This window comes from Anaerococcus jeddahensis (genome assembly GCF_001182725.1).
In the GTDB taxonomy this organism is placed as follows: domain Bacteria; phylum Bacillota; class Clostridia; order Tissierellales; family Peptoniphilaceae; genus Anaerococcus; species Anaerococcus jeddahensis.
In genome coordinates this window covers 167,210-185,631 of record NZ_CWHU01000005.1, presented here as the reverse complement: position 1 = coordinate 185,631, position 18,422 = coordinate 167,210, and the positions used below count along the sequence as shown (strand labels likewise).

General features: G+C 29.6%; 18 protein-coding genes. 2 read left to right on the top strand and 16 right to left on the bottom strand.

Annotation, left to right across the window (positions count from 1 at the left end; genetic code table 11):
- Positions 1 to 289: 289 nt before the first annotated feature.
- From BN2087_RS04030 to BN2087_RS03995, 8 genes are all read right to left on the bottom strand, one after another.
- A complete protein-coding gene (locus BN2087_RS04030; RefSeq protein WP_049690577.1) occupies positions 290 to 895 on the bottom strand; it encodes an isochorismatase family protein in 606 nt (201 codons plus the stop codon).
- Positions 880 to 1,803: a tRNA modification radical SAM protein MnmL/YtqA gene (mnmL, locus tag BN2087_RS04025; RefSeq protein WP_049690576.1), complete on the bottom strand. Its 924-nt coding sequence runs from the start codon at positions 1,801 to 1,803 to the stop codon at positions 880 to 882. The genes BN2087_RS04030 and mnmL overlap by 16 nt, the downstream gene beginning before the upstream one ends.
- 84 nt (positions 1,804 to 1,887) lie before the next feature.
- A complete protein-coding gene (rpsR, locus tag BN2087_RS04020; RefSeq protein WP_049690575.1) occupies positions 1,888 to 2,112 on the bottom strand; it encodes a 30S ribosomal protein S18 in 225 nt (74 codons plus the stop codon).
- Positions 2,113 to 2,128: 16 nt separating this feature from the next.
- Positions 2,129 to 2,656: a single-stranded DNA-binding protein gene (locus tag BN2087_RS04015; RefSeq protein ID WP_049690574.1), complete on the bottom strand. Its 528-nt coding sequence runs from the start codon at positions 2,654 to 2,656 to the stop codon at positions 2,129 to 2,131.
- Positions 2,657 to 2,941, bottom strand: coding sequence for a 30S ribosomal protein S6 (gene rpsF, locus BN2087_RS04010; RefSeq protein WP_004839216.1), 285 nt, complete (start codon positions 2,939 to 2,941; stop codon positions 2,657 to 2,659).
- 99 nt (positions 2,942 to 3,040) lie between these two features.
- Positions 3,041 to 3,973 (bottom strand): P1 family peptidase, encoded by a 933-nt coding sequence (locus tag BN2087_RS04005; protein WP_049690573.1) that lies wholly within the window; start codon positions 3,971 to 3,973, stop codon positions 3,041 to 3,043.
- Positions 3,974 to 4,447: 474 nt separating this feature from the next.
- The gene (locus BN2087_RS04000) at positions 4,448 to 5,122 is read right to left on the bottom strand and encodes a hydrolase (protein ID WP_049690572.1); all 675 of its coding nucleotides are present in this window, start codon (positions 5,120 to 5,122) and stop codon (positions 4,448 to 4,450) included.
- A 10-nt stretch (positions 5,123 to 5,132) separates the two neighbouring features.
- Positions 5,133 to 6,194 carry an alpha-amylase family protein gene (locus BN2087_RS03995; protein ID WP_049690571.1) on the bottom strand — a complete coding sequence of 354 codons (1,062 nt, stop codon included), beginning with the start codon at positions 6,192 to 6,194 and terminating at the stop codon, positions 5,133 to 5,135.
- 98 nt (positions 6,195 to 6,292) lie between these two features.
- Here BN2087_RS03995 and BN2087_RS03990 point away from each other — a divergent pair, with 98 nt between their 5' ends.
- Positions 6,293 to 9,001 carry an ABC transporter ATP-binding protein/permease gene (locus BN2087_RS03990; RefSeq protein WP_049690570.1) on the top strand — a complete coding sequence of 903 codons (2,709 nt, stop codon included), beginning with the start codon at positions 6,293 to 6,295 and terminating at the stop codon, positions 8,999 to 9,001.
- A 365-nt stretch (positions 9,002 to 9,366) separates the two neighbouring features.
- Here the strand turns inward: BN2087_RS03990 and BN2087_RS03985 are convergent, their stop codons facing one another.
- The 3 genes from BN2087_RS03985 to BN2087_RS03975 are packed head-to-tail and all read right to left on the bottom strand — an operon-like array spanning position 9,367 to position 11,138.
- A complete protein-coding gene (locus BN2087_RS03985) occupies positions 9,367 to 10,176 on the bottom strand; it encodes an N-acetylmuramoyl-L-alanine amidase (RefSeq protein WP_049690569.1) in 810 nt (269 codons plus the stop codon).
- Positions 10,173 to 10,598: a phage holin family protein gene (locus BN2087_RS03980; protein WP_280641576.1), complete on the bottom strand. Its 426-nt coding sequence runs from the start codon at positions 10,596 to 10,598 to the stop codon at positions 10,173 to 10,175. The genes BN2087_RS03985 and BN2087_RS03980 overlap by 4 nt, the downstream gene beginning before the upstream one ends.
- A 54-nt stretch (positions 10,599 to 10,652) precedes the next feature.
- The gene (locus tag BN2087_RS03975; RefSeq protein ID WP_049690568.1) at positions 10,653 to 11,138 is read right to left on the bottom strand and encodes a hypothetical protein; all 486 of its coding nucleotides are present in this window, start codon (positions 11,136 to 11,138) and stop codon (positions 10,653 to 10,655) included.
- A 100-nt stretch (positions 11,139 to 11,238) separates the two neighbouring features.
- On the opposite strand from BN2087_RS03975, the gene BN2087_RS03970 reads away from it, so the two are divergent.
- Complete coding sequence (locus tag BN2087_RS03970) at positions 11,239 to 11,793, top strand: DUF3783 domain-containing protein (RefSeq protein ID WP_049690567.1); 555 nt, start codon at positions 11,239 to 11,241, stop codon at positions 11,791 to 11,793.
- Positions 11,794 to 11,905: 112 nt separating this feature from the next.
- Here BN2087_RS03970 and BN2087_RS03965 read toward each other — a convergent pair whose 3' ends face one another.
- From BN2087_RS03965 to BN2087_RS03945, 5 genes are all read right to left on the bottom strand, one after another.
- Complete coding sequence (locus tag BN2087_RS03965) at positions 11,906 to 12,628, bottom strand: hypothetical protein (RefSeq protein ID WP_049690566.1); 723 nt, start codon at positions 12,626 to 12,628, stop codon at positions 11,906 to 11,908.
- A 9-nt stretch (positions 12,629 to 12,637) separates the two neighbouring features.
- A complete protein-coding gene (locus BN2087_RS03960; protein ID WP_049690565.1) occupies positions 12,638 to 13,357 on the bottom strand; it encodes a DUF5058 family protein in 720 nt (239 codons plus the stop codon).
- 10 nt (positions 13,358 to 13,367) lie between these two features.
- Positions 13,368 to 14,807: an amidohydrolase gene (locus tag BN2087_RS03955; RefSeq protein WP_049690564.1), complete on the bottom strand. Its 1,440-nt coding sequence runs from the start codon at positions 14,805 to 14,807 to the stop codon at positions 13,368 to 13,370.
- A gap of 35 nt (positions 14,808 to 14,842) precedes the next feature.
- Complete coding sequence (megL, locus tag BN2087_RS03950) at positions 14,843 to 16,033, bottom strand: methionine gamma-lyase (protein ID WP_049690563.1); 1,191 nt, start codon at positions 16,031 to 16,033, stop codon at positions 14,843 to 14,845.
- Between the two features lie 175 nt (positions 16,034 to 16,208).
- Complete coding sequence (locus tag BN2087_RS03945; protein ID WP_049690562.1) at positions 16,209 to 17,153, bottom strand: alpha/beta hydrolase; 945 nt, start codon at positions 17,151 to 17,153, stop codon at positions 16,209 to 16,211.
- Positions 17,154 to 18,422: the final 1,269 nt, after the last annotated feature.

Genomic DNA, 18,422 nt, shown 5'->3' with positions numbered 1-18,422 from the left:
AGATGATTGTGCCCAGATTTGGCACAATCATCCCTAAAACTAAGTGCGAAAGCACGAAGAAGTTTGCAAAGCAAACGTGTTTTAGTGTGAGTGAAACGAACGCGATTTGGCACAATCATCCCTAAAACTAAGTGCGAAAGCACGAAGAAGTTTGCAAAGCAAACGTGTTTTAGTGTGAGTGAAACGAACGCATGGAGAGATCTCATGAGATTTCTCGACTCACTACGTTCGCTCGAAATGGGAAAATTTTTAGTTTGTCAACAGACTAAGCCTTCATAAGAAGGCTAAATTATTTTCTTAAATTTTTTACCATTTTAGAAATTTCTTTGAAATTTTCATCCTTTGCATCACTTGCCAAATCAAACATTAACATTTCTGTATTAACAAGGCTTGCCCCCATATCTGATATGGCTTTTAGGCCCAAGAGTTTTTGCTTTTCATTAAAACTTGAAACTGCATCTTCAACCACAAAAACCTTATATCCTTCAAATAATAATCTTCTTACTGTTTGATAAACGCAAATATGGGTTTCTGCTCCTGTAATAACTACATTTGTAATTTTATTTTCTTTTAAATAAGAAGAAACTTCATCAGTTATTGCATCAAAGCTTGTTTTTGAAAAAATATACTCATCATAAAGATTTTCTTTTATTTCACTTACACTTTGACCAAGTCCTTTTGGATATTGTTCTGTTGCAATTTTTTTGATTCCATACATTTCAAAAACTTTTAAAAGTGTTTTTGAATTTTTAATTATTTTTTCAGATTCATAAATTGCTGGCATCAATTTTTCTTGCAAATCAATTACCAACAAAAGTGTATTTTCCTTGTTGTCATAAGTTTTTGTATCAAAATTATAACCTTCTATAAAAAAGCTTCCTATTTCTCTTTCCATAAATCCCCCTGATTTTTATTTCTATCCTTTAATTTTTTATCAATTGTAGATAAAACTTTCGCCTTATTTTTTGACCAAATCGGCCAGACAATTTTATCACGACGTCCGTCCCCGGTTAGCCTTTGGACAACTATATTTGGATCTAAATTCTCCAAAATAAGTATAACATAATCGACAAACTGATCCAAAGTCATAGTAAATTCATTTTGATTTTTTAAATAATAATCATAAATTCTTGATCCTTTTTCAATATAAAGATTGTGAATCTTAATGCCCCAAAATTTTCTTTTATTTATATAAGAAATAGCTTTAAGATAATCATTTAAATCTTCATTTGGAAGACCAATTATAAGGTGGGCCAAAGTTTTTATATTTTTTTCTTTTAATTTCAAAAGTCCCTGGTCAAATTCCTTGTGAGAATAGCCTCTATTTATAAATTCTATAGATTTTTCATTTACAGATTGAAGGCCAAGCTCTACAATTAGAAAAGTTTTTTTATTCAAATCATCAAGTAAGTCAATTACTTCATCAGAAAGACAATCCGCACGAGTTGCAATTGATAAACCCATAATATTAGGATTTTCTATGGCTCCATAAAATAATTTTTTCATCTTTTCTATATCACCATAGGTAGATGTAAAATTTTGAAAATATGCCATGTAGCCTTCTTTTCTATTTTCTTTTTTTAATCTTTTTATTTGATAATCAATTTGCTTATCCAAATCATCATATTTTGTAAAATCTCCAGCCCCATTTTCTGAGCAATAAATACAGCCTAATTTTGAAATTTTTCCGTCCCTATTTGGGCAAGTAAATCCCCCATCAAGGGGAATTTTTATTATTTTTTTATTAAATTTTCTTTTAAAATAAGAATCCACATCCCTATATCTTTTTTTATTTATTTCCATAATTTTATTTTACTTTTATATAAAAAAAAGACACCTTTTGGTGCCTTTGCTTGCTTATTGAAAGTTTATATATTCTATTTATCTTTAATTATCTTCGTATGGCAATAAAGCTACTTGTCTAGCTCTTTTGATTGCTCTTGTAATTTCTCTTTGATGTTTCGCATTTAGTCCTGTAACTCTTCTTGGAAGGATCTTTCCTCTATCAGAAATAAATCTTTTTATAGTATCAATATCCTTGTAATCTATTACTTTTGAAGGGTCTTTGACAAATGGATCGACTTTTTTTCTTGGTCTGAAATTTCTACGCATTTTATCCTCCTAAAATCTAGAAAGGAATTCTTCCGTCGTCTTCAATTTCTGTAAAGTCATCGTCAAAAAAGTCATCATTATTATTCATGTTTTGATTGTTATTTTGTGGGAAATTATTTGAATTATTGTAAGATCTATCTTGGTTCATATCTCCAAAACCATTATCTTGGTTCATTGGATTGTTGTTATTTTGATATTGACCATCTGATCTTGATTCCAAAAATTCAACTCTGTCTGCAACAACATCAGTTGTGTAGACTGTTTTTCCGTCTTTATCTTGGTAAGAACCTGTTTGGATTTTACCATCTATCGCACATTGATTTCCTTTTTTTAGATATCTTGATACATTTTCAGCTTGTACTCCCCATACTGTTATACGTGGAAAATCAGCTGTTGGACGATTCATTGATTCCATTTCTTGTCTTTTTTGTTTACTTAAACCTCTATCAACTGCTAAAGAAAAACTAACAACTGCTTGTCCAGATTGGGTATATCTTAAATCTGGATCTTTTGTGAGTCTTCCTATAAGAAAAACTTTATTCATTTAGTCCTCTTTTCTGATTACCATGTATCTAAGAATTAAATCAGATATTCTAAGTCTTCTTTCAAATTCTTTGATGTGGTCACCACTAGCTTTAAAATCAACGATATAGTAATATCCTTCTTTGATATAGTTGATTTCGTATGCAAGTTTTCTTTTTCCCCAGTCATCTACAGATTCTACTTCTCCACTTTCAGCTATAATGCCTTTGAAGATTTCTAAAGATTTATTTCTTTCTTCATCTGAAACTTCTGGTTTGTAAATCAATACTGCTTCGTAGTTATTCATCTATTTCACCTCCCTTTGGTCTTTGACCCCGATCTATTGTCGGAGTAGAGAATTCTTATCTATGTTACTATAAAAGCTAACATAAGTCAATTATTTTTTTCAAATAAATTCTAAGGAATTTTCGATTTTTGAAAAATAAATTGCATTGGCAATCGCACGAGCCATAACTTTTGACCCAAGGCTTCCCACAAGATTTATATCAGCATCAACCTTATTAGTTGCAAGGGAGAAAATTGTATCTCCATCCATCATTGTATGAACTGGTCTAATCGCTCTGGCATAACCGTTGTGAGTCATTGAGGCGATTTTTCTAAGCTCAGTTTTATTAAATTTTCCGTTTGTTGCAACAATTCCAATTGTTGTGTTCAAAGAATTTTTTTCAGAAATTTTTTCTAAAACATCAAGAGTCGGAATAAATTTATTATTTTTTAAAATTCCTGCAATTTGTTTATTTTCTTCATCATCAAAAATATCCCCCATAGCATTTACAGCAACTATGGCTGAAACTTTTAAATCTCCAAGGCAAATTGTGGCAGATCCAAGTCCTGATTTCATAGAAAAATCTTTGCCCAAGGCCTTTCCAACTGTAGCTCCAGTCCCTGCCCCAATTATTCCTTGGCGATTTTCATCAAAACTTGCATTTTTATAAGCATCCCTTCCCATTTTTTTATCTGGTCTAATTTTATAAGATTTATAATCCAAATCGTACAAAATTGCTTGGGGAACTATGGGAACAATTCCGCTTGGAAGTTTAAAACCAATCCCATCTTTTTCTAATTCTTCAACAACTCCAATTGAACCTGCAAGGCCATAAGATGAACCCCCAGATAAAACGAGAGCTGAAACTTCACTTACAGTGTTTACTGGATTTAAAAGGTCGGTTTCACGAGTTCCAGGTCCTCCCCCTCTTACATCAACACTTGCTGTATTTCCTCTTGGAGGAAGCAAAACCGTAAGACCAGTTCCCCCATCAAAATTTTGAGCATGACCGACTTTTATTCCATCAATGTCGGTAATGTAACCCTTATACATTTTTTCTCCTTGTTAAAATTTGAAAATTATATTTAATAAATTAAGAAATTATTCTTATAAAGCTAATAGCCATCAAGAGATCTCTCCACAAGGTCGAGATGGGTTTGTAGCTTATTTAATTTTTAAAAAATAAATTCTTAATCAGCTAAAATAATATTTATTTTTATTATCAACTGAAACTTAAGCCTAAAAATAAGCAATATCGAGCGCAGTCGAGAGATTCCATAATATAAATTTTTCTGTTAAATTTATGTTTTCTTGGCTTCTAATTCAAATTTGAAATAAATTCAACTTATCCATCATTAAAATTCTTTCAAATTAATTAAATCAATATTTTTCTATTTACTTAGACTTTAGCCTAAAAATAAATACAACAATAACCCATCTCGAGCCTTGTCGAGAGATCTCTTAGATTAACTTAGGACTTTCATTCTATATATTTTTTAAATCTCTAAGCTTATTAAAAACACAAATCTAATTCCTATACCTATCCATCATTTCTTCAAAAACTTCTGCAGATGATGGGGCTGTGTAGGAAATTGCGTTTGCTCCAGCTTCTATTGTTTTTAAAATTGATTCTGGTTTTTTGCCACCTGTTGCAATTATTGGGAATTCATCTCCAATTAATTTTCTAATTTCACTTACAAGCTCTGGAGTTTTTGGACCACCAGATACATTTAAAATTTCAGCTCCCGCTTCAATTTTTCCTACTACATCATCTTTAAATCCTGTTACAGTTGCAATTACAGGAATATCTACAAATTCTGAAATTGCTTTAATGTCCTTGTTTGGGATTGGGGAATTTACCACAACTCCGTAAGCTCCTTCAAGCTCTGCGTCAAAGGCTATGTATTTTGACCTTGCTCCTTGAGTTGTTCCTCCACCAACACCAATAAAACATGGAACTGATGCTGTAGAAATTATAGATTGGGCAATTGTATTTTGTGGAGTGTAAGGATATACTGCCATTATAGAATCTGCATTTGTATTTCTAATTATGGCAAGGTCGGTTGTAAATAGTAGAGATTTTATTCTTTTTTCATAAATTTTTATCCCACTTGCCCTATAAATTTCTTCTGGCACTGTGATAAAAGACTTTCTTAATTTTGAATGTACTTGAGGCACAAATTTTTTCATTTTTTCTTCCATAATTTTCTCCTTATAACTTGTATTTTTTTATGGGACAGGTAAAAACAATAGATTCATAGGCTCTTAAATTTATATTTTTGAAAATTTCCCTTTGAGAAATATTTCCAATTATAAATTTTGATTTTTTAATATTAAAAAATCCTGGCAATTCAAATAATACATCTTTTTGTGATAAATTATTTAAAATTACCAAAGCCTTATTATCCTTATAATAAAAATAGGAAAGCAGGTCCTTGCTTTTAAAATTTAAAGGATAATATTCTTCTTTTATTATATCAAGATAATCGTATCTTATTAAGAAAATTTTTCTATAAAAATCAAAAATCTCTTTTCTAATTTTTGAATCTATTTCTTTTTTATAAGATAGGATTTCCTCGCCCTCTTTTATAAAAATATCTTCACTTCTCATTATAGATATAATAGCCATAAGTTTTGAACAATTTGTGTAAAAATGCTTAAAATCCAAAAATTTTTCGCATAAAAATTCATAATCCCCATTAAGAGCAAAGGCAAGGTCGTTTTTGTTTTTATCTAATATAAATTTTCTTAAATCTAAATTTTTAGAATTTTTCCAAAAAGAAAAATCGACATATCCATCAAAAATCTCATCTTTTTTCTTATCACTTGTGTTTAAAATAAATTTTATATTCTTGTAAGAATTTTTTAAAGACTTTATATTTTCTCCCAAAAATTTTGAAGAATTCGAAAAATCATCAAGGATAAAACCATCAACTCCCTTATTTATCCAAAAGTTTAATACAGCATTAATATTTTTCTTGCTAATTTTTTTAATTTTACTTAAATCAAGCCTTAAAAAAATCCCTAGATTTAAATCATGGGCCTTTGAAATTTGACTTATAAAATCTTGATTTTGGCCAAAAATTTTATTTATTTGAGAAAAATCTAAAAAATCTCTATCTCTTTTAAAAATATCTTCAATTAAAATAAAATCAATTCCCAAAATTTTTAAAGCCATAAACCTTTGGTCTAGGTCATAAATATCAAAAAATCCCAAATTTGATTTATCCTTATTAAATTTTTTTGGATAAGTCCTATAAAAAATATTCCCCATAATTTTTCCTTCATCTCCATTATATTTTTAATGTTAAAATATTCAAAAGAATTGATGAAAGAGTATAATCATCAAGTAAGAAAATAGAAAGGAAAAATATGTTAGAACTTAAAAATATAAGTAAAATTTATAAAACAGGAGAAAGTGAACAAAAAGCTCTTGATAAAATAAATATCTCATTTAGAAAAAATGAATTTGTTTCAATTCTTGGCCCATCTGGTGGTGGGAAAACCAGCCTTTTGAATATAATCGGCGGCCTTATGAATTATACATCGGGAGATTTGATTATAGATGGCAGGTCCACCAAAAAATTTAAGGATAGGGATTGGGATTATTATAGAAATAGGTCGGTTGGATTTGTTTTTCAATCTTACAATTTGATTGGCCACCAAAATGTTTTAAAAAACGTAGAACTTGCCTTGACTCTTTCTGGTGAGAGGAAAGAATTAAGAGAAGATTTGGCAAAAAAAGCCTTAGAAAAAGTTGGACTTGCTGATCACATCTACAAAAAACCTGCCCAATTATCTGGAGGGCAAATGCAAAGAGTTGCAATCGCTCGTGCCCTTGTAAATAATCCAGAAATTATCCTTGCTGATGAGCCGACTGGAGCTTTAGACACTGAAACGTCAAAGGAAATTATGGATTTATTGAAAGAAGTTGCCAAGGACAGACTTGTAATTATGGTAACCCACAATCCAGACTTGGCTGAAAAATATTCTACAAGAATTGTAAGATTAAAAGACGGGAAAATTTTATCAGATTCAAATCCTTATGAGGAAGAAAAAACAAGGGATGAATTTAAAACAAAAAAATTATCTCTCTCCCTTCCGACTGCCTTAAAACTTTCTTTTAATAATCTTTTGACAAAAAAAGCAAGGACAATCCTTACTGCCTTTGCAGGATCAATAGGAATTATTGGAATTGCCTTAATCCTATCTCTTTCAAATGGGGTTGATGATTTTATAAAGGAAAGTCAAAGAAAAACTTTAAAATCTTATCCAATAGAAATCAAAGAGGAAAGTCTAAATTTGGGAGATAATTTTTTGAAAGATCCAGCAGGAGATAAAAAATATAAAAAAGATGACAAAAATGTTAGGGCAAACAATGATATTTTGAAAAGAAAATCTTCTCTTTCCTCATCAATTACAGAAAATAATCTCTCCCCTTTCAAAACTTATCTAGATAAAAAAGATTTAAATAAAAAAATTGGCAAGCATGCCATAAATTATATATATGATTTGAATTTTGAAATCTATGGAAAAGATGAAAATGGAGAGATTATAAACACTGACGGTTCAGATTTTGAAGATAAAGAAGATTCTATGTTTAAGTCTAATGGTCCATCCTTTTTAAATATAGGCTCAAGTGAGCACAAAAATTTCAAACAAATAATTTCAAACAAGGACGGATCAATTTCAAATATAGTCAAAGAAGAATATGATTTAATCGATGGAAAATGGCCAGAAAATGCCAACGAATTGGTTTTATTTACAGACAAAAACAATTCTATAGATAGGGAAAGTTTGTATGAGCTTGGAATTTTGCCAAAAAAAGATTACAAAAATATCCTAAAAAAATTAGATGAAGGCGAAAAAATAAGGCTTGACGATAAAAAAATAAAAAACAAAGATCTTTTAAATCATGAATTTAGCGCCCTAATGCCTGCAGATTTTTATAAAAAAGAAAATAATAAGTACAAAAATATAAAAGACGATGAAAATGAAAAGAAAAAAGCAATTGAAAATGCCTATAAAATAAAAATCGTAGGGATTGCAAGGGCAAAAAAAGATAGCGAAGAAAACCAAAATATAACAGCTCCGCTTGGTTTTACCTCAAAATTTACCGACCAAATGATAAAAAGAGCTGGAGAATCTCAAATCGTAAAAGACCAAGAAAAAAATAAGGATATAAATATTTTAAATAATATTGCCTTTAAGGCAAAAGATCAAGATGAAAAAAGAAAAGCAAGCAAATCATATCTTGAAAACCTTGACCAAGATCAAAAATTAAAGGCTCAATCATTTTTACTAGCAAATTCAGAAAAATTAAAAGAAAATATAAAGAAAGCTTCAATAAATTCAATGAATAGACCAAGTCAAAATCAAGGGCAAAACATTGATATAATTGAACTTTTCCTAAAAAATCCAGAAGATAAGGTTTTGGATAAATTATACGAAGAAGAACTTTCATCAAATTCCTACCAAAATAACCTAGAAGATTTTGGTTTTGTTTCAAAATCTGCCCCATCAGAGATTAAAATTTATGTAGAAGATTTTGAAAACAGGGAAAATGTAAAAAATATAATAAATGATTTTAATAAAAACAAAAAAGAAAAAGATAAAATTCACTATACAGATTTTGTAGGACTTTTAACCTCATCAATTAGAACAATAATAAATGCAATTTCCTATGTTTTGATTGCCTTTGTCGGCGTTTCTCTTGTTGTTTCATCAATAATGATTGGGATAATAACCTATATTTCCGTCTTAGAAAGAACAAAAGAGATTGGAATTTTAAGATCAATCGGTGCAAGCAAAAAAGATATAAGAAAAGTTTTCTTGTCAGAAACATTTATGGAAGGACTTTTGTCAGGACTTCTCGGAGTTTTTGTAACTATTTTATTAAATATACCAATCACAAAAATTATGAGAAATATAACAAATATTTCCTATATTGGCTCATCCCTCCCAAATAAGGCAGCAATAATTCTTGTACTAATTTCAGTATCTTTAACACTTCTTGCAGGAATTATCCCATCATCAATAGCAGCCAAAAAAGATCCGGTTGAGGCCTTGCAAAGTGAATAAATTTAAAAATAATTTTAAGTCAAATCTATTTAGATATTTTTCAAAATAGATTTGACTTTTTATTCCAATAATTTTTTATCTTTACAAAAAAGGAATTTAAATACAAAAAAGCATTGAACCTTAAATTCAATGCTCATACTGTTGACAAAGTATACAAATCCTCATGCTAAGAATATCATACGGAAAAAATTGATTTGATTTCAAATTTAAAAATTCGTTAAAAAATCGCAATGTTCGAGAGCGTAGCTCGAGTTTGCGATTTTAGAATTTTGAAATTTAGAAATCAACAATTTTTGGAGTCAGATATTCGTGCTTGAGGGTTTGTCTACTCTCTGAGTATTGAACCCTAAGTCCATTGCTTTTTTTTAGCTTAAAATTTGATTGACCCTTTTTTGCACCGCATAATAATCATACCCAGCCTGGGTCAATCTTTTTTTCCTCTCATTTCCATTTCCCCAATAACCTCTTATAACTTCTCTTGCAAGTGTGTCAATTGATTTGTGATCTTTTCTTGGATAAATTTCATTTCCCATATCATCAAATACTTTTTCTTTATATTTATCAGCACATCTTTTTGCATTTTCTAGGGATTTAAAAGCTCCTTTTTGACTTTTTATATCTTTAAAAGATTTTCTAACCCTATATAAACTTGAATTTTTACTAGGATTTTTTCTAAGTCTTTTATTAACTTCTTTTGAAATGTAGGGAAATTTTTCTCCCAGATATGGACCTGGACAATTTGTGTTGGCATACCACTCGTGTTTTTGCAAAACTCCTTCTTTATCTCCAGTATAAGTGCAAGGATAAATATTATTTCTCCTGCAAATATCTGTCACCAAATCAATCAACCTATCTAAAACAAAATCTGAAATTTCCCAATTTGGTCCTCTTGTAGAATTTCCAACTTCAATTGTAATCGCACGATTGTCGCACCATGACGAAGAAGTTGTCCAGGCTCTGTTTTCTTCATAAACTCCAAGAACAATAATCCCGTCTGATCCTAGATTATAATTTGCAGAAGCTCCTCTTGATTTTGGAAGAAAAAGCCTTGCCAAATCTCTTCCACAAATAATTCCTCCAGCATGGTGGATGGCAATTTTGCTTATTTTTTCACTTCTTTTTCCACTGTTGTTTGGTGATAAAATTATATCATCAACTAATTTGCTATAAGTCATTTTTCCTCCTTAAATTGTTCTAATAAAATTTTTAATTTTTCTGGAATTGGAAGCCCGATTGCAATAGAGTTTTCAAGTATTGATAGTCCCTCATTTGCTATATAAAAAAATATTATGGCACTTCTAATCATGGCTTGATTTTGCACTAAATTTTTATCACAAAGATTTGCAATTCCTACTATTATAAAAATCATTATCTTTTTAAAAATCCCTCTAAATCCAACTTTTGACGAAAGTTTTCTTTCAAATCCTGCCCTTATAATTCCACTTAAATAATCACAAATTACAAAAGCAAGAAGCGTGTAAATAAAAATATCCATATCACCAAGAAAAAATCCCATACAAGATCCAAATATTGTAAATAAAAGCCTAGTAATATCCTTAAATTTACTCATATCTTCCCCCTTTACAATTTTTTCCATAAAAAAATCACCTCCTACTTATATATAAGTAGAAAGGTGATAATGTCCCTAAAATTATTTCTCAAAAGATTTAAGTTCTATACTATGTTTGATTTTATTAATTTCTTTTGATTTTTCCTTGGAAAGTTTTTTAATTAGAGTTATAAGTCTTCTCTCAGCATTTTGAATTTCCAATTGTTTTTTTCTCATATTGATTCTTAACTTCATATCAGAAAGTGCATTTCTTGGACTTGAAAATTGACTAAGTTTATAAGGAAGGTCCAAAATACCTGCAAGCTTTGGATCAAAAGTCAAAAGATTTGCATGAAGTTTTAATAAAACATCTTGAGTCCTATCAATAGATTTATTAATAGTATTATTTTTATTAGCTCTCAAAAAATCTCCAAGAATATTTCTTCCAATAAGACCAGTAACAGAATAATCAGAAGTTTTTCCAACCCTTTTACTTGCCCTTTGCAAAACTCCAAGAGCCTCCCTCGCTTCATCAAGTAATTTATTAATTTCTTTTATTCTAGCATTTTCATAATTATAATCTTTCATAAATATCTCCCCAAATTTTTTTCTATATTATATTATACCCAAAAGTGAGTAAAATATCTTTTTGGGTATAGTAATAATACTAAAATAAAAAGGAGAGTTTATGGCATTAATAATTTTATTTAACGCTAATGATATAGAAAAAGAAAATTTAAGAATTTTGTGCGAAAAAGAAAATGTAAGATTAAAACTACTAGGCATGGAAGATGTAGATCAAAAAGTGGGATATCTTGCAGAAATAGATGGCTATGAAAAAATCGAATCAAAGGGAGAATATTTAGAAGAATTTGATTTCACCTTTGCATTTTTCAAAGACTTTGAAGAAAAAGACTTGTTTTCCTTTATAGATAAAATGAGAGAAAACAATGTCGTAATTGACCACAAGGCAGGAATTACTCCAACAAATATAAAATGGACATTAAGATATTTACTTGAAGAAAATGACCAAGAACACAAAACCATGCAAATTGTTGAAGAAATCAATTCTTATCTAGAAAAGGCCAGCAAAATAAAAAAAGATACAGGCGAAGAAAACCCAGAAATAAAAAATTTGGTAAAGGAATTAAACCATTATTTCCAAACAGCAGGAGAAGATTTCGACATAAAAGTTGCCAAAGAATTTAGAGATAAAATGAGAAATTTGGTAGAAAATTTATAAAAAATATTTTTGAAAATTAATAATTTAAAATTTTTTAAGAAAATTTTATTTTTAAAACAAAAAGGTCACTATACAAAATGTATGTGACCTTTTTAATTTACTAAATTCAAAATTATTTGTCATTATTTTCAATAATTTTAACTAAGCCTACTTTTAGCATTACTATTGATGATATTAATAATAATACTATTGATACAACAATCCAAATACCTTCTTTTCCAAGTATTTCGCCGCCTGTTAGTTTCCAAATTACCATTGCTATAATCGGAACTACAAGTGGAAGTAGTCTGTTTTTAACAGTTGTTTTTCCCCTTTTGTTACCAGCTAACATTGTGTAAAATAAGGATCCAAACAAAGCTGGCAAAATATATTTTGATGCTGTTTGTACAGATGCTGATTGTAAAAATGGTTGAAGTGGTATTAATAATACAACTCCCAAAGCTATAACCAACATTGTAATTAATGATGAAGAAGCGATTGCAATTAAGCTAATTACATCAGATTCTTCAGTGCCTTGTTCCAAATCCATCAAGGCTTGAGCGTTCAAAGCACAAGGAATTTTCAAGTTTGTAACATTTCCTGTTATATATGCCAAGTAAGTTCCTGAACCAAGTATTGGTCCATAACTTATAAATTCTGCCATAACTGTAGGAATAAATACTGCAAGCAAGGTTCCAGCTGTTCCTGCAACATCCTTTATATCAAATGGTAGGTCGTATTTCATTGCAATTAATATAGGAACAATCAACATACATCCTATAGAAATTATTGATCCTATTCTTCCTACTCTATGTATTGTATTAAAATATTGTTCTTTTCTTGTATCTTTTTCCATAATTTTCTCCTATACCATAATTCCTTCCAAAAATACTGAAAGTGCCATACCTATAATTAAGGCAAATGCTAAAACAAATTCTCCCATCCATGCAAGTTTGTATTTATCGGCTATTTTCATTAGTCCAACAGTTACAATAAAGCTAGCTAGAAAAACTAAGATAGATATTTTTCCCTTTAATAATTGAGAAATTGATAAAACTAATATCATTGCAAGAGTAAAATAAGAAATTATTAAGCTACCCTTAGCTCCAGATTTTGCCTTAAATTTAGTAACTCCCTTATGGTAGGATTTTCCTAAAAATATGTTTAAAACTGCCGCAAAAATAATAGATATACTCATTACCATTAAAATTGTAGGAATTAAATTTGTATCTGTTCCGTTTATAAAGGTTGACATATCTTTATATCCTGCTGCAGATGTAACCATACTTGCTGAAGTTAATTCATACATCAAAGCTCCTATTACAGAAAGTCTAAACCAAGCCCAAGGTGTTCCAACTACTGTTGATAGACTTGCAAGACCTATATCTATTGATACAGAAGGAACTATTGAAAACAAAACTGATGATTTTATTACTTTGTTAATTTGTTTAGAAGAAAAACCCAATTCTTTTGCACGTTTCATGGCAAGTCTTAAAGAAATGATTATAAATCCAATTACCAAAAGTAAAGAAACTATAACCATTAAATATAAGGGTTTACCATTTAAAATATCTCTAACTTTCATTTATTTCTCCTTATTTATATAAATTTACATCTCTAACCTTAACATCTTCTGGAATTGGAGCTATATATTTTCCACCTGTTTGATCAACATATTCTTCTTTTGCTTTTTCAATTAATTCAGGATTATTTAAAGCTCTAATTGCTGTTAATGCTAATGTAGAAACCGCCTTATCAAGACCTTTTTTTGCATAGGATGATTTTCCTTGGCTGACCATTTGCCAAGAATGAAGTGGTGTTCCAAAAGCAGATGTAGCTACCAAGCATTGGGCTACTGGTACACAATTACTAAAATCTCCTACATCAGTTGACCCACTTGCCATAGGTGAATCTTTACCAAATTTGATATATTCACTAACCAAGGATCTTTTTTTAATATTTTCTACTTGATTTTTATCTAAAAATCTTGAAATTAAATTTTCTGCTCCATTTATTTCACTTTGACCTAGGGTGTTTACAAAAGATTTTGCCATTTCTATTTCTTCATCTGAATATTCAACTTCTCCTAAATCCAACATCGCTTCTTCCATAGTTTTTGTTAAAGTAGGATTTGGAACAAAATCTGATACTGCAGAATCAAAAACTATTTCCAATTCTGTCTCAGTCATCAAAGCTGCACCTTGTGCAATTTTTTTGACTCTTTCATATGTTTCTGTAGAATCTTTCATTTTTGGAGCTCTTATAAAATAATAAATCGCTGCGTGATCTTGAACAACATTTGGTGCATGCCCACCAACATCTAAATATGCATAATGAATTCTTACATCACTAGGAACATGTTCTCTCAAATAATTGACACCTACATTCATAAGCTCACAAGCATCTAGGGCACTTCTTCCAAGCTCAGGACTTGCTGCAGCGTGAGAGCTTATTCCTTTAAATTTAAAAGTAACTATTGTATTTGCCAAAGAGCCTGATTCCCAAACTGAATTTAGGAAATGTGGATGCCAAGTAAATCCACAATCTACACCATCAAAAACTCCTTCTCTTCCCATAAAGGCTTTTCCGGCATCCCTCTCTTCAGAAGGAGTGCCGAAAACTTTTATGGTACATGAAAGATTATTGGAGTCAATATATTCTTTTAATACTAAAGCCGCTCCTATTGATCCAACTCCCAAAAGATTATGGCCACAACCATGGCCTGGGTTATTTTCACATACTGGAATTTTTTTAGTTTGATAAGCCTGTTGACTTAAACCTGGTAAGGCATCATATTCAGCTGTAAATCCAATTACTGGGTTACCAGAGCCATATTCTGCAACAAAACTTGTTTTCATTCCTGCAAGACCAGTTTTAACTGTGAATCCATTTTTTTCTAGATAATCTTTTAATATAATTAAACTTTTTTCTTCTTCCAATCCTACTTCAGGATTTTCCCAAATTTCATCACTGATTTTATAGTAAGATTCATTTATTTTATTTACTATTTTTTTGACTTTTTTTACATCTTCCATCTTAACTCTACTTTCTTTTATTTTATAAATTTTTTTTATATGAGGTCTAAAGCTTGATTTAAATCTTCTATTATTTCATCAGCATCTTCAAGGCCTACTGATAGTCTTATTAAGCCTGGAGCTATTCCTGCTTCTTTTAGGGCTTCTTCTGTGTAGGTTGAGTGGGTCATTGTTGCTGGGTGTTCGATTAATGTTTCTGCATCGCCCAAGCTTACTGCTAGTGAACATAGTTTTACGTTATTCATTACGCATCTTCCTGCTTCGATTCCGCCTTTTACTTCGAATGTTACCATTGCTCCGTAGTCTTTCATTTGTTTTTTGGCTACTTCGTGGTTTTTGAAATCTTCTAGGCCTGGATAGTATACTTTTTCTACGTTTTTGTGTTTTTGTAATGCTTCTACAACCTTTTTGGTGTTTGCTACGTGTTGTTTCATTCTTACTTCGAGTGTTTTCATTCCTCTAAAGATTAAAAATGCATCATGAGCTGATAGGACTGAACCTGTGAAATCTTTTTGGCCCACTAGTCTTACTTGGGTCATTAACTCTTTTGATCCGCATGAAAATCCTGCTATTACGTCGCCGTGGCCGTTTAGGTATTTGGTTGCTGAGTGAACTACTATATCTACTCCTAGTTTTAATGGATTTTGTAGGTATGGGGTTGCAAAGGTGTTGTCTGCTATTACCATGGTGTCTTTTGAGTTTTTCTTTGCAAGTTTTACTACTTCTTCTATGTCTATTATGTCTAGTGTTGGGTTTGCTGGTGTTTCTAGATATACTATTCTTGTGTTTTCTTTTAAGTGAGCTTTCACTTCTTCAAGGTCTGTCATGTCTATGAATTCTACGTCTATGTTAAATTTTTTGATTTCGTTTAAAAAGGCAAAGGTACATCCATAAAGTGTCGCACATGCTAGGATATGATCTCCTGCTTTTATGAATGGCCAGATTGAGGATGTGATTGCTCCCATTCCTGATGATGTTGATACTGCAGCTTCTGCACCTTCAAGGGCTGCTAGTTTTTTTTCTAGGGCATCGTTTGTTGGATTTCCTAGTCTTGAGTAGATAAATCCTTCTTCTTCTAGGGCAAATCTTCTTCCGCCTTGTTCTGCGTTTTCGAAGATAAATGTTGATGTTTGGTATATTGGTAGTCCCAATGAACCATATGTATCCTTTATTGCGCCTGCGTGTATTGTTTCTGTTGCAAATGATCTTTTTTTGTTTTCTGTCATTTTTTAATCCTTTCATAAATATTCATGGTTACGTTTTCACTTTAATGGTATATCTAAATGCCTTTGTTGTAAAATAAATACTTATTATGTTTTGTATAAGTTTTTCTTATATTGGATTTATTCATTTTCTATATTCTTATTCAAATTTAATCTGTTTTTGATTTGAAAATTATTATTATTTATATTTTTTTAGAAAATAAGAAATAAGATTTTTAAAATTTTCTGGTTCTTTTTCTGCAAATTTTGTATGTGGAACTCCTTTACATGTATAAATTTCTTTTTTATCTGAATTTATAGCTTTATATATATCTTCTCCCATGTGATATGGGGTAACTTTATCTGAATTTGAATTTATAATTAAAACTGGACAATTAATTTTTGTATTTTCAAGCCATTTTCTTGTATCTATTTCTTTTAAGGTAAAACCAAGTTTTGTTTTTAAGAAAATATTTCCTGTAAATTTCATTAAAACTACAGGTACTCCTTGATTTTTTTCTATTTTTTCAAAAACTTTATCGGAAAATTCGTTGGAATCGGAAACTGGACAATCTAAAATCATATAATCTATAAGGCTATCGTCACGACTTGCAGCAATTATCGAACTTGCCCCTCCATAAGATTCTCCATATAAAAGGATTTTTCCATCATTTTTAATAATCTTTTTCGCATATTTTATATAATCTAGACAATCATAAGATTCTAACACACCAAATGTAGAACATTTTGCTAAATTTTCACCAGAATTTCTTTGATCAAAGATTAATAGGGAAAATCCCAAATCATAGAGTCCTTGACCTTGACTATACATTGAATATTTTGTCCCGCCTAGACCATGAACCATTACAGCAATATTATTGGTATTTTTATTTTCAACAAATATACCAGGAATTTCGTGGTCAAATTTTGAAGATTTAATTTTAATTTCTTTTATTTTTTTATTTTCAGCAAATTTTTGATATTCATCCTTATATAAAGAAATATTTTCTACAGTTTTCTCTCTTGGCATTATATTTGTTAGTCCTTTAAAAGTTTCATTGCCTATAAAATATCCCATACCAAGACTTGCAATAATAATAAAGATCAAAAATATAAGTCCTATTCTTTTTAAAATTTTTTTCATAAATTCCCCTCCTTAAGTTAAATTTATTATATATAAATTTTCATGTTCAACCTACAATCTTGTATAAAATTTTACTTAGACTTTACATTTTAGTATAAAATTTTATAAAATTCATTTGTATTTATAAAAATGAACAATTCTCTATTACACTCAAAAAGTGATTAGATAAAATAATTGTAAATAAATTTGACAATGTGAAAAACAAATGATATCATTTCTATAAATACTTTGAAGAGTTAGTAGATTAAAAATTATTAATCTCAGAGAGGTTCAGTTTGGTGAAATGAACTATGATATTTTTAATTGAATAGAGGCTTGAAATAGTTGAAAGTGTAATTAATAAGCTTTCCGTTGACTGCGTTTAAGTTTTCTAATGAGGCAAATTTTATTTGTGAATTAGGGTGGCAACACGTTTATATCGTCCCTTTCTTGGGACGTTTTTTTATTACATATTTTTATTATCAAAGCTTTATCTTTAAGGATAAAATTAAAAAGGAGGTATTTGAAAAAAATTATTATTCAGTTTTAATGGCAATTTATCTTAATTGTCAAATATTATATTCATTCTTTGCCTAGTTTATTGCAATAATTAGAGCTTTGTGTATATGGAGTTTATAATCAAGAATAATTTTGATAAAATCTTTAAGTTCACAACTTCAAAGATTTTGATATGAAAATAAACATTTATAATAAATACGTAAAAAGTTGAATGAAGAAATATTAATCAAAAATATATAGAAAACACGCTTAGAAACTAAAACATATATAAATACAATGAAATTAAAGAATATATTTAATACGCTAATTTTAATCGAATATATTCTTATACGCTTAATAACTAAAATGTATATAACACAATAAAATTAACGAATATATTCAATACGCTTATTTTAATCGAATATATTCTTATACGCTTAATACTAAAATATATATAAATACAATAAAATTGATGAATATATTCTATACGCTTATTTAATCGAATATATTCTTATACGCTTAATAACTAAAATATATATAACACAATAAAATTGATGAATATATTCAATACGCTTATTTTAATCGAATATATTCTTATACGCTTAATAACTTTGAAAAAACCACACTCGTGTGGTTTAGAGTGTAGACAAAGTATGAATGTAGATAATATTTTATTTTAAAATAAAATTTAAGCTAGGTACCATCTCGACTAGATAAATGTGCATTGATTTTGAACATTTATCCCTAAAATCAAGTGCGAAAGCACGTAGAGATCTCATGAGATTTCTCCGC

Bases quoted from the DNA above. Each gene is read 5' to 3' on its own strand.
- BN2087_RS04030 (WP_049690577.1), bottom strand. From the start codon at position 895: ATGGAAAGAGAAATAGGAAGCTTTTTTATAGAAGGTTATAATTTTGAT.
- BN2087_RS03945 (WP_049690562.1), bottom strand. From the start codon at position 17,153: ATGAAAAAAATTTTAAAAAGAATAGGACTTATATTTTTGATCTTTATT.
- BN2087_RS04000 (WP_049690572.1), bottom strand. From the start codon at position 5,122: ATGGAAGAAAAAATGAAAAAATTTGTGCCTCAAGTACATTCAAAATTA.
- BN2087_RS03980 (WP_280641576.1), bottom strand. From the start codon at position 10,598: ATGGAAAAAATTGTAAAGGGGGAAGATATGAGTAAATTTAAGGATATT.
- BN2087_RS03970 (WP_049690567.1), top strand. From the start codon at position 11,239: ATGGCATTAATAATTTTATTTAACGCTAATGATATAGAAAAAGAAAAT.
- rpsR (WP_049690575.1), bottom strand. From the start codon at position 2,112: ATGCGTAGAAATTTCAGACCAAGAAAAAAAGTCGATCCATTTGTCAAA.
- BN2087_RS03990 (WP_049690570.1), top strand. From the start codon at position 6,293: ATGTTAGAACTTAAAAATATAAGTAAAATTTATAAAACAGGAGAAAGT.
- BN2087_RS03965 (WP_049690566.1), bottom strand. From the start codon at position 12,628: ATGGAAAAAGATACAAGAAAAGAACAATATTTTAATACAATACATAGA.
- BN2087_RS04015 (WP_049690574.1), bottom strand. From the start codon at position 2,656: ATGAATAAAGTTTTTCTTATAGGAAGACTCACAAAAGATCCAGATTTA.
- BN2087_RS03975 (WP_049690568.1), bottom strand. From the start codon at position 11,138: ATGAAAGATTATAATTATGAAAATGCTAGAATAAAAGAAATTAATAAA.
- BN2087_RS03995 (WP_049690571.1), bottom strand. From the start codon at position 6,194: ATGGGGAATATTTTTTATAGGACTTATCCAAAAAAATTTAATAAGGAT.
- megL (WP_049690563.1), bottom strand. From the start codon at position 16,033: ATGACAGAAAACAAAAAAAGATCATTTGCAACAGAAACAATACACGCA.
- BN2087_RS04005 (WP_049690573.1), bottom strand. From the start codon at position 3,973: ATGTATAAGGGTTACATTACCGACATTGATGGAATAAAAGTCGGTCAT.
- BN2087_RS03955 (WP_049690564.1), bottom strand. From the start codon at position 14,807: ATGGAAGATGTAAAAAAAGTCAAAAAAATAGTAAATAAAATAAATGAA.
- BN2087_RS03960 (WP_049690565.1), bottom strand. From the start codon at position 13,357: ATGAAAGTTAGAGATATTTTAAATGGTAAACCCTTATATTTAATGGTT.
- mnmL (WP_049690576.1), bottom strand. From the start codon at position 1,803: ATGGAAATAAATAAAAAAAGATATAGGGATGTGGATTCTTATTTTAAA.
- BN2087_RS03985 (WP_049690569.1), bottom strand. From the start codon at position 10,176: ATGACTTATAGCAAATTAGTTGATGATATAATTTTATCACCAAACAAC.
- rpsF (WP_004839216.1), bottom strand. From the start codon at position 2,941: ATGAATAACTACGAAGCAGTATTGATTTACAAACCAGAAGTTTCAGAT.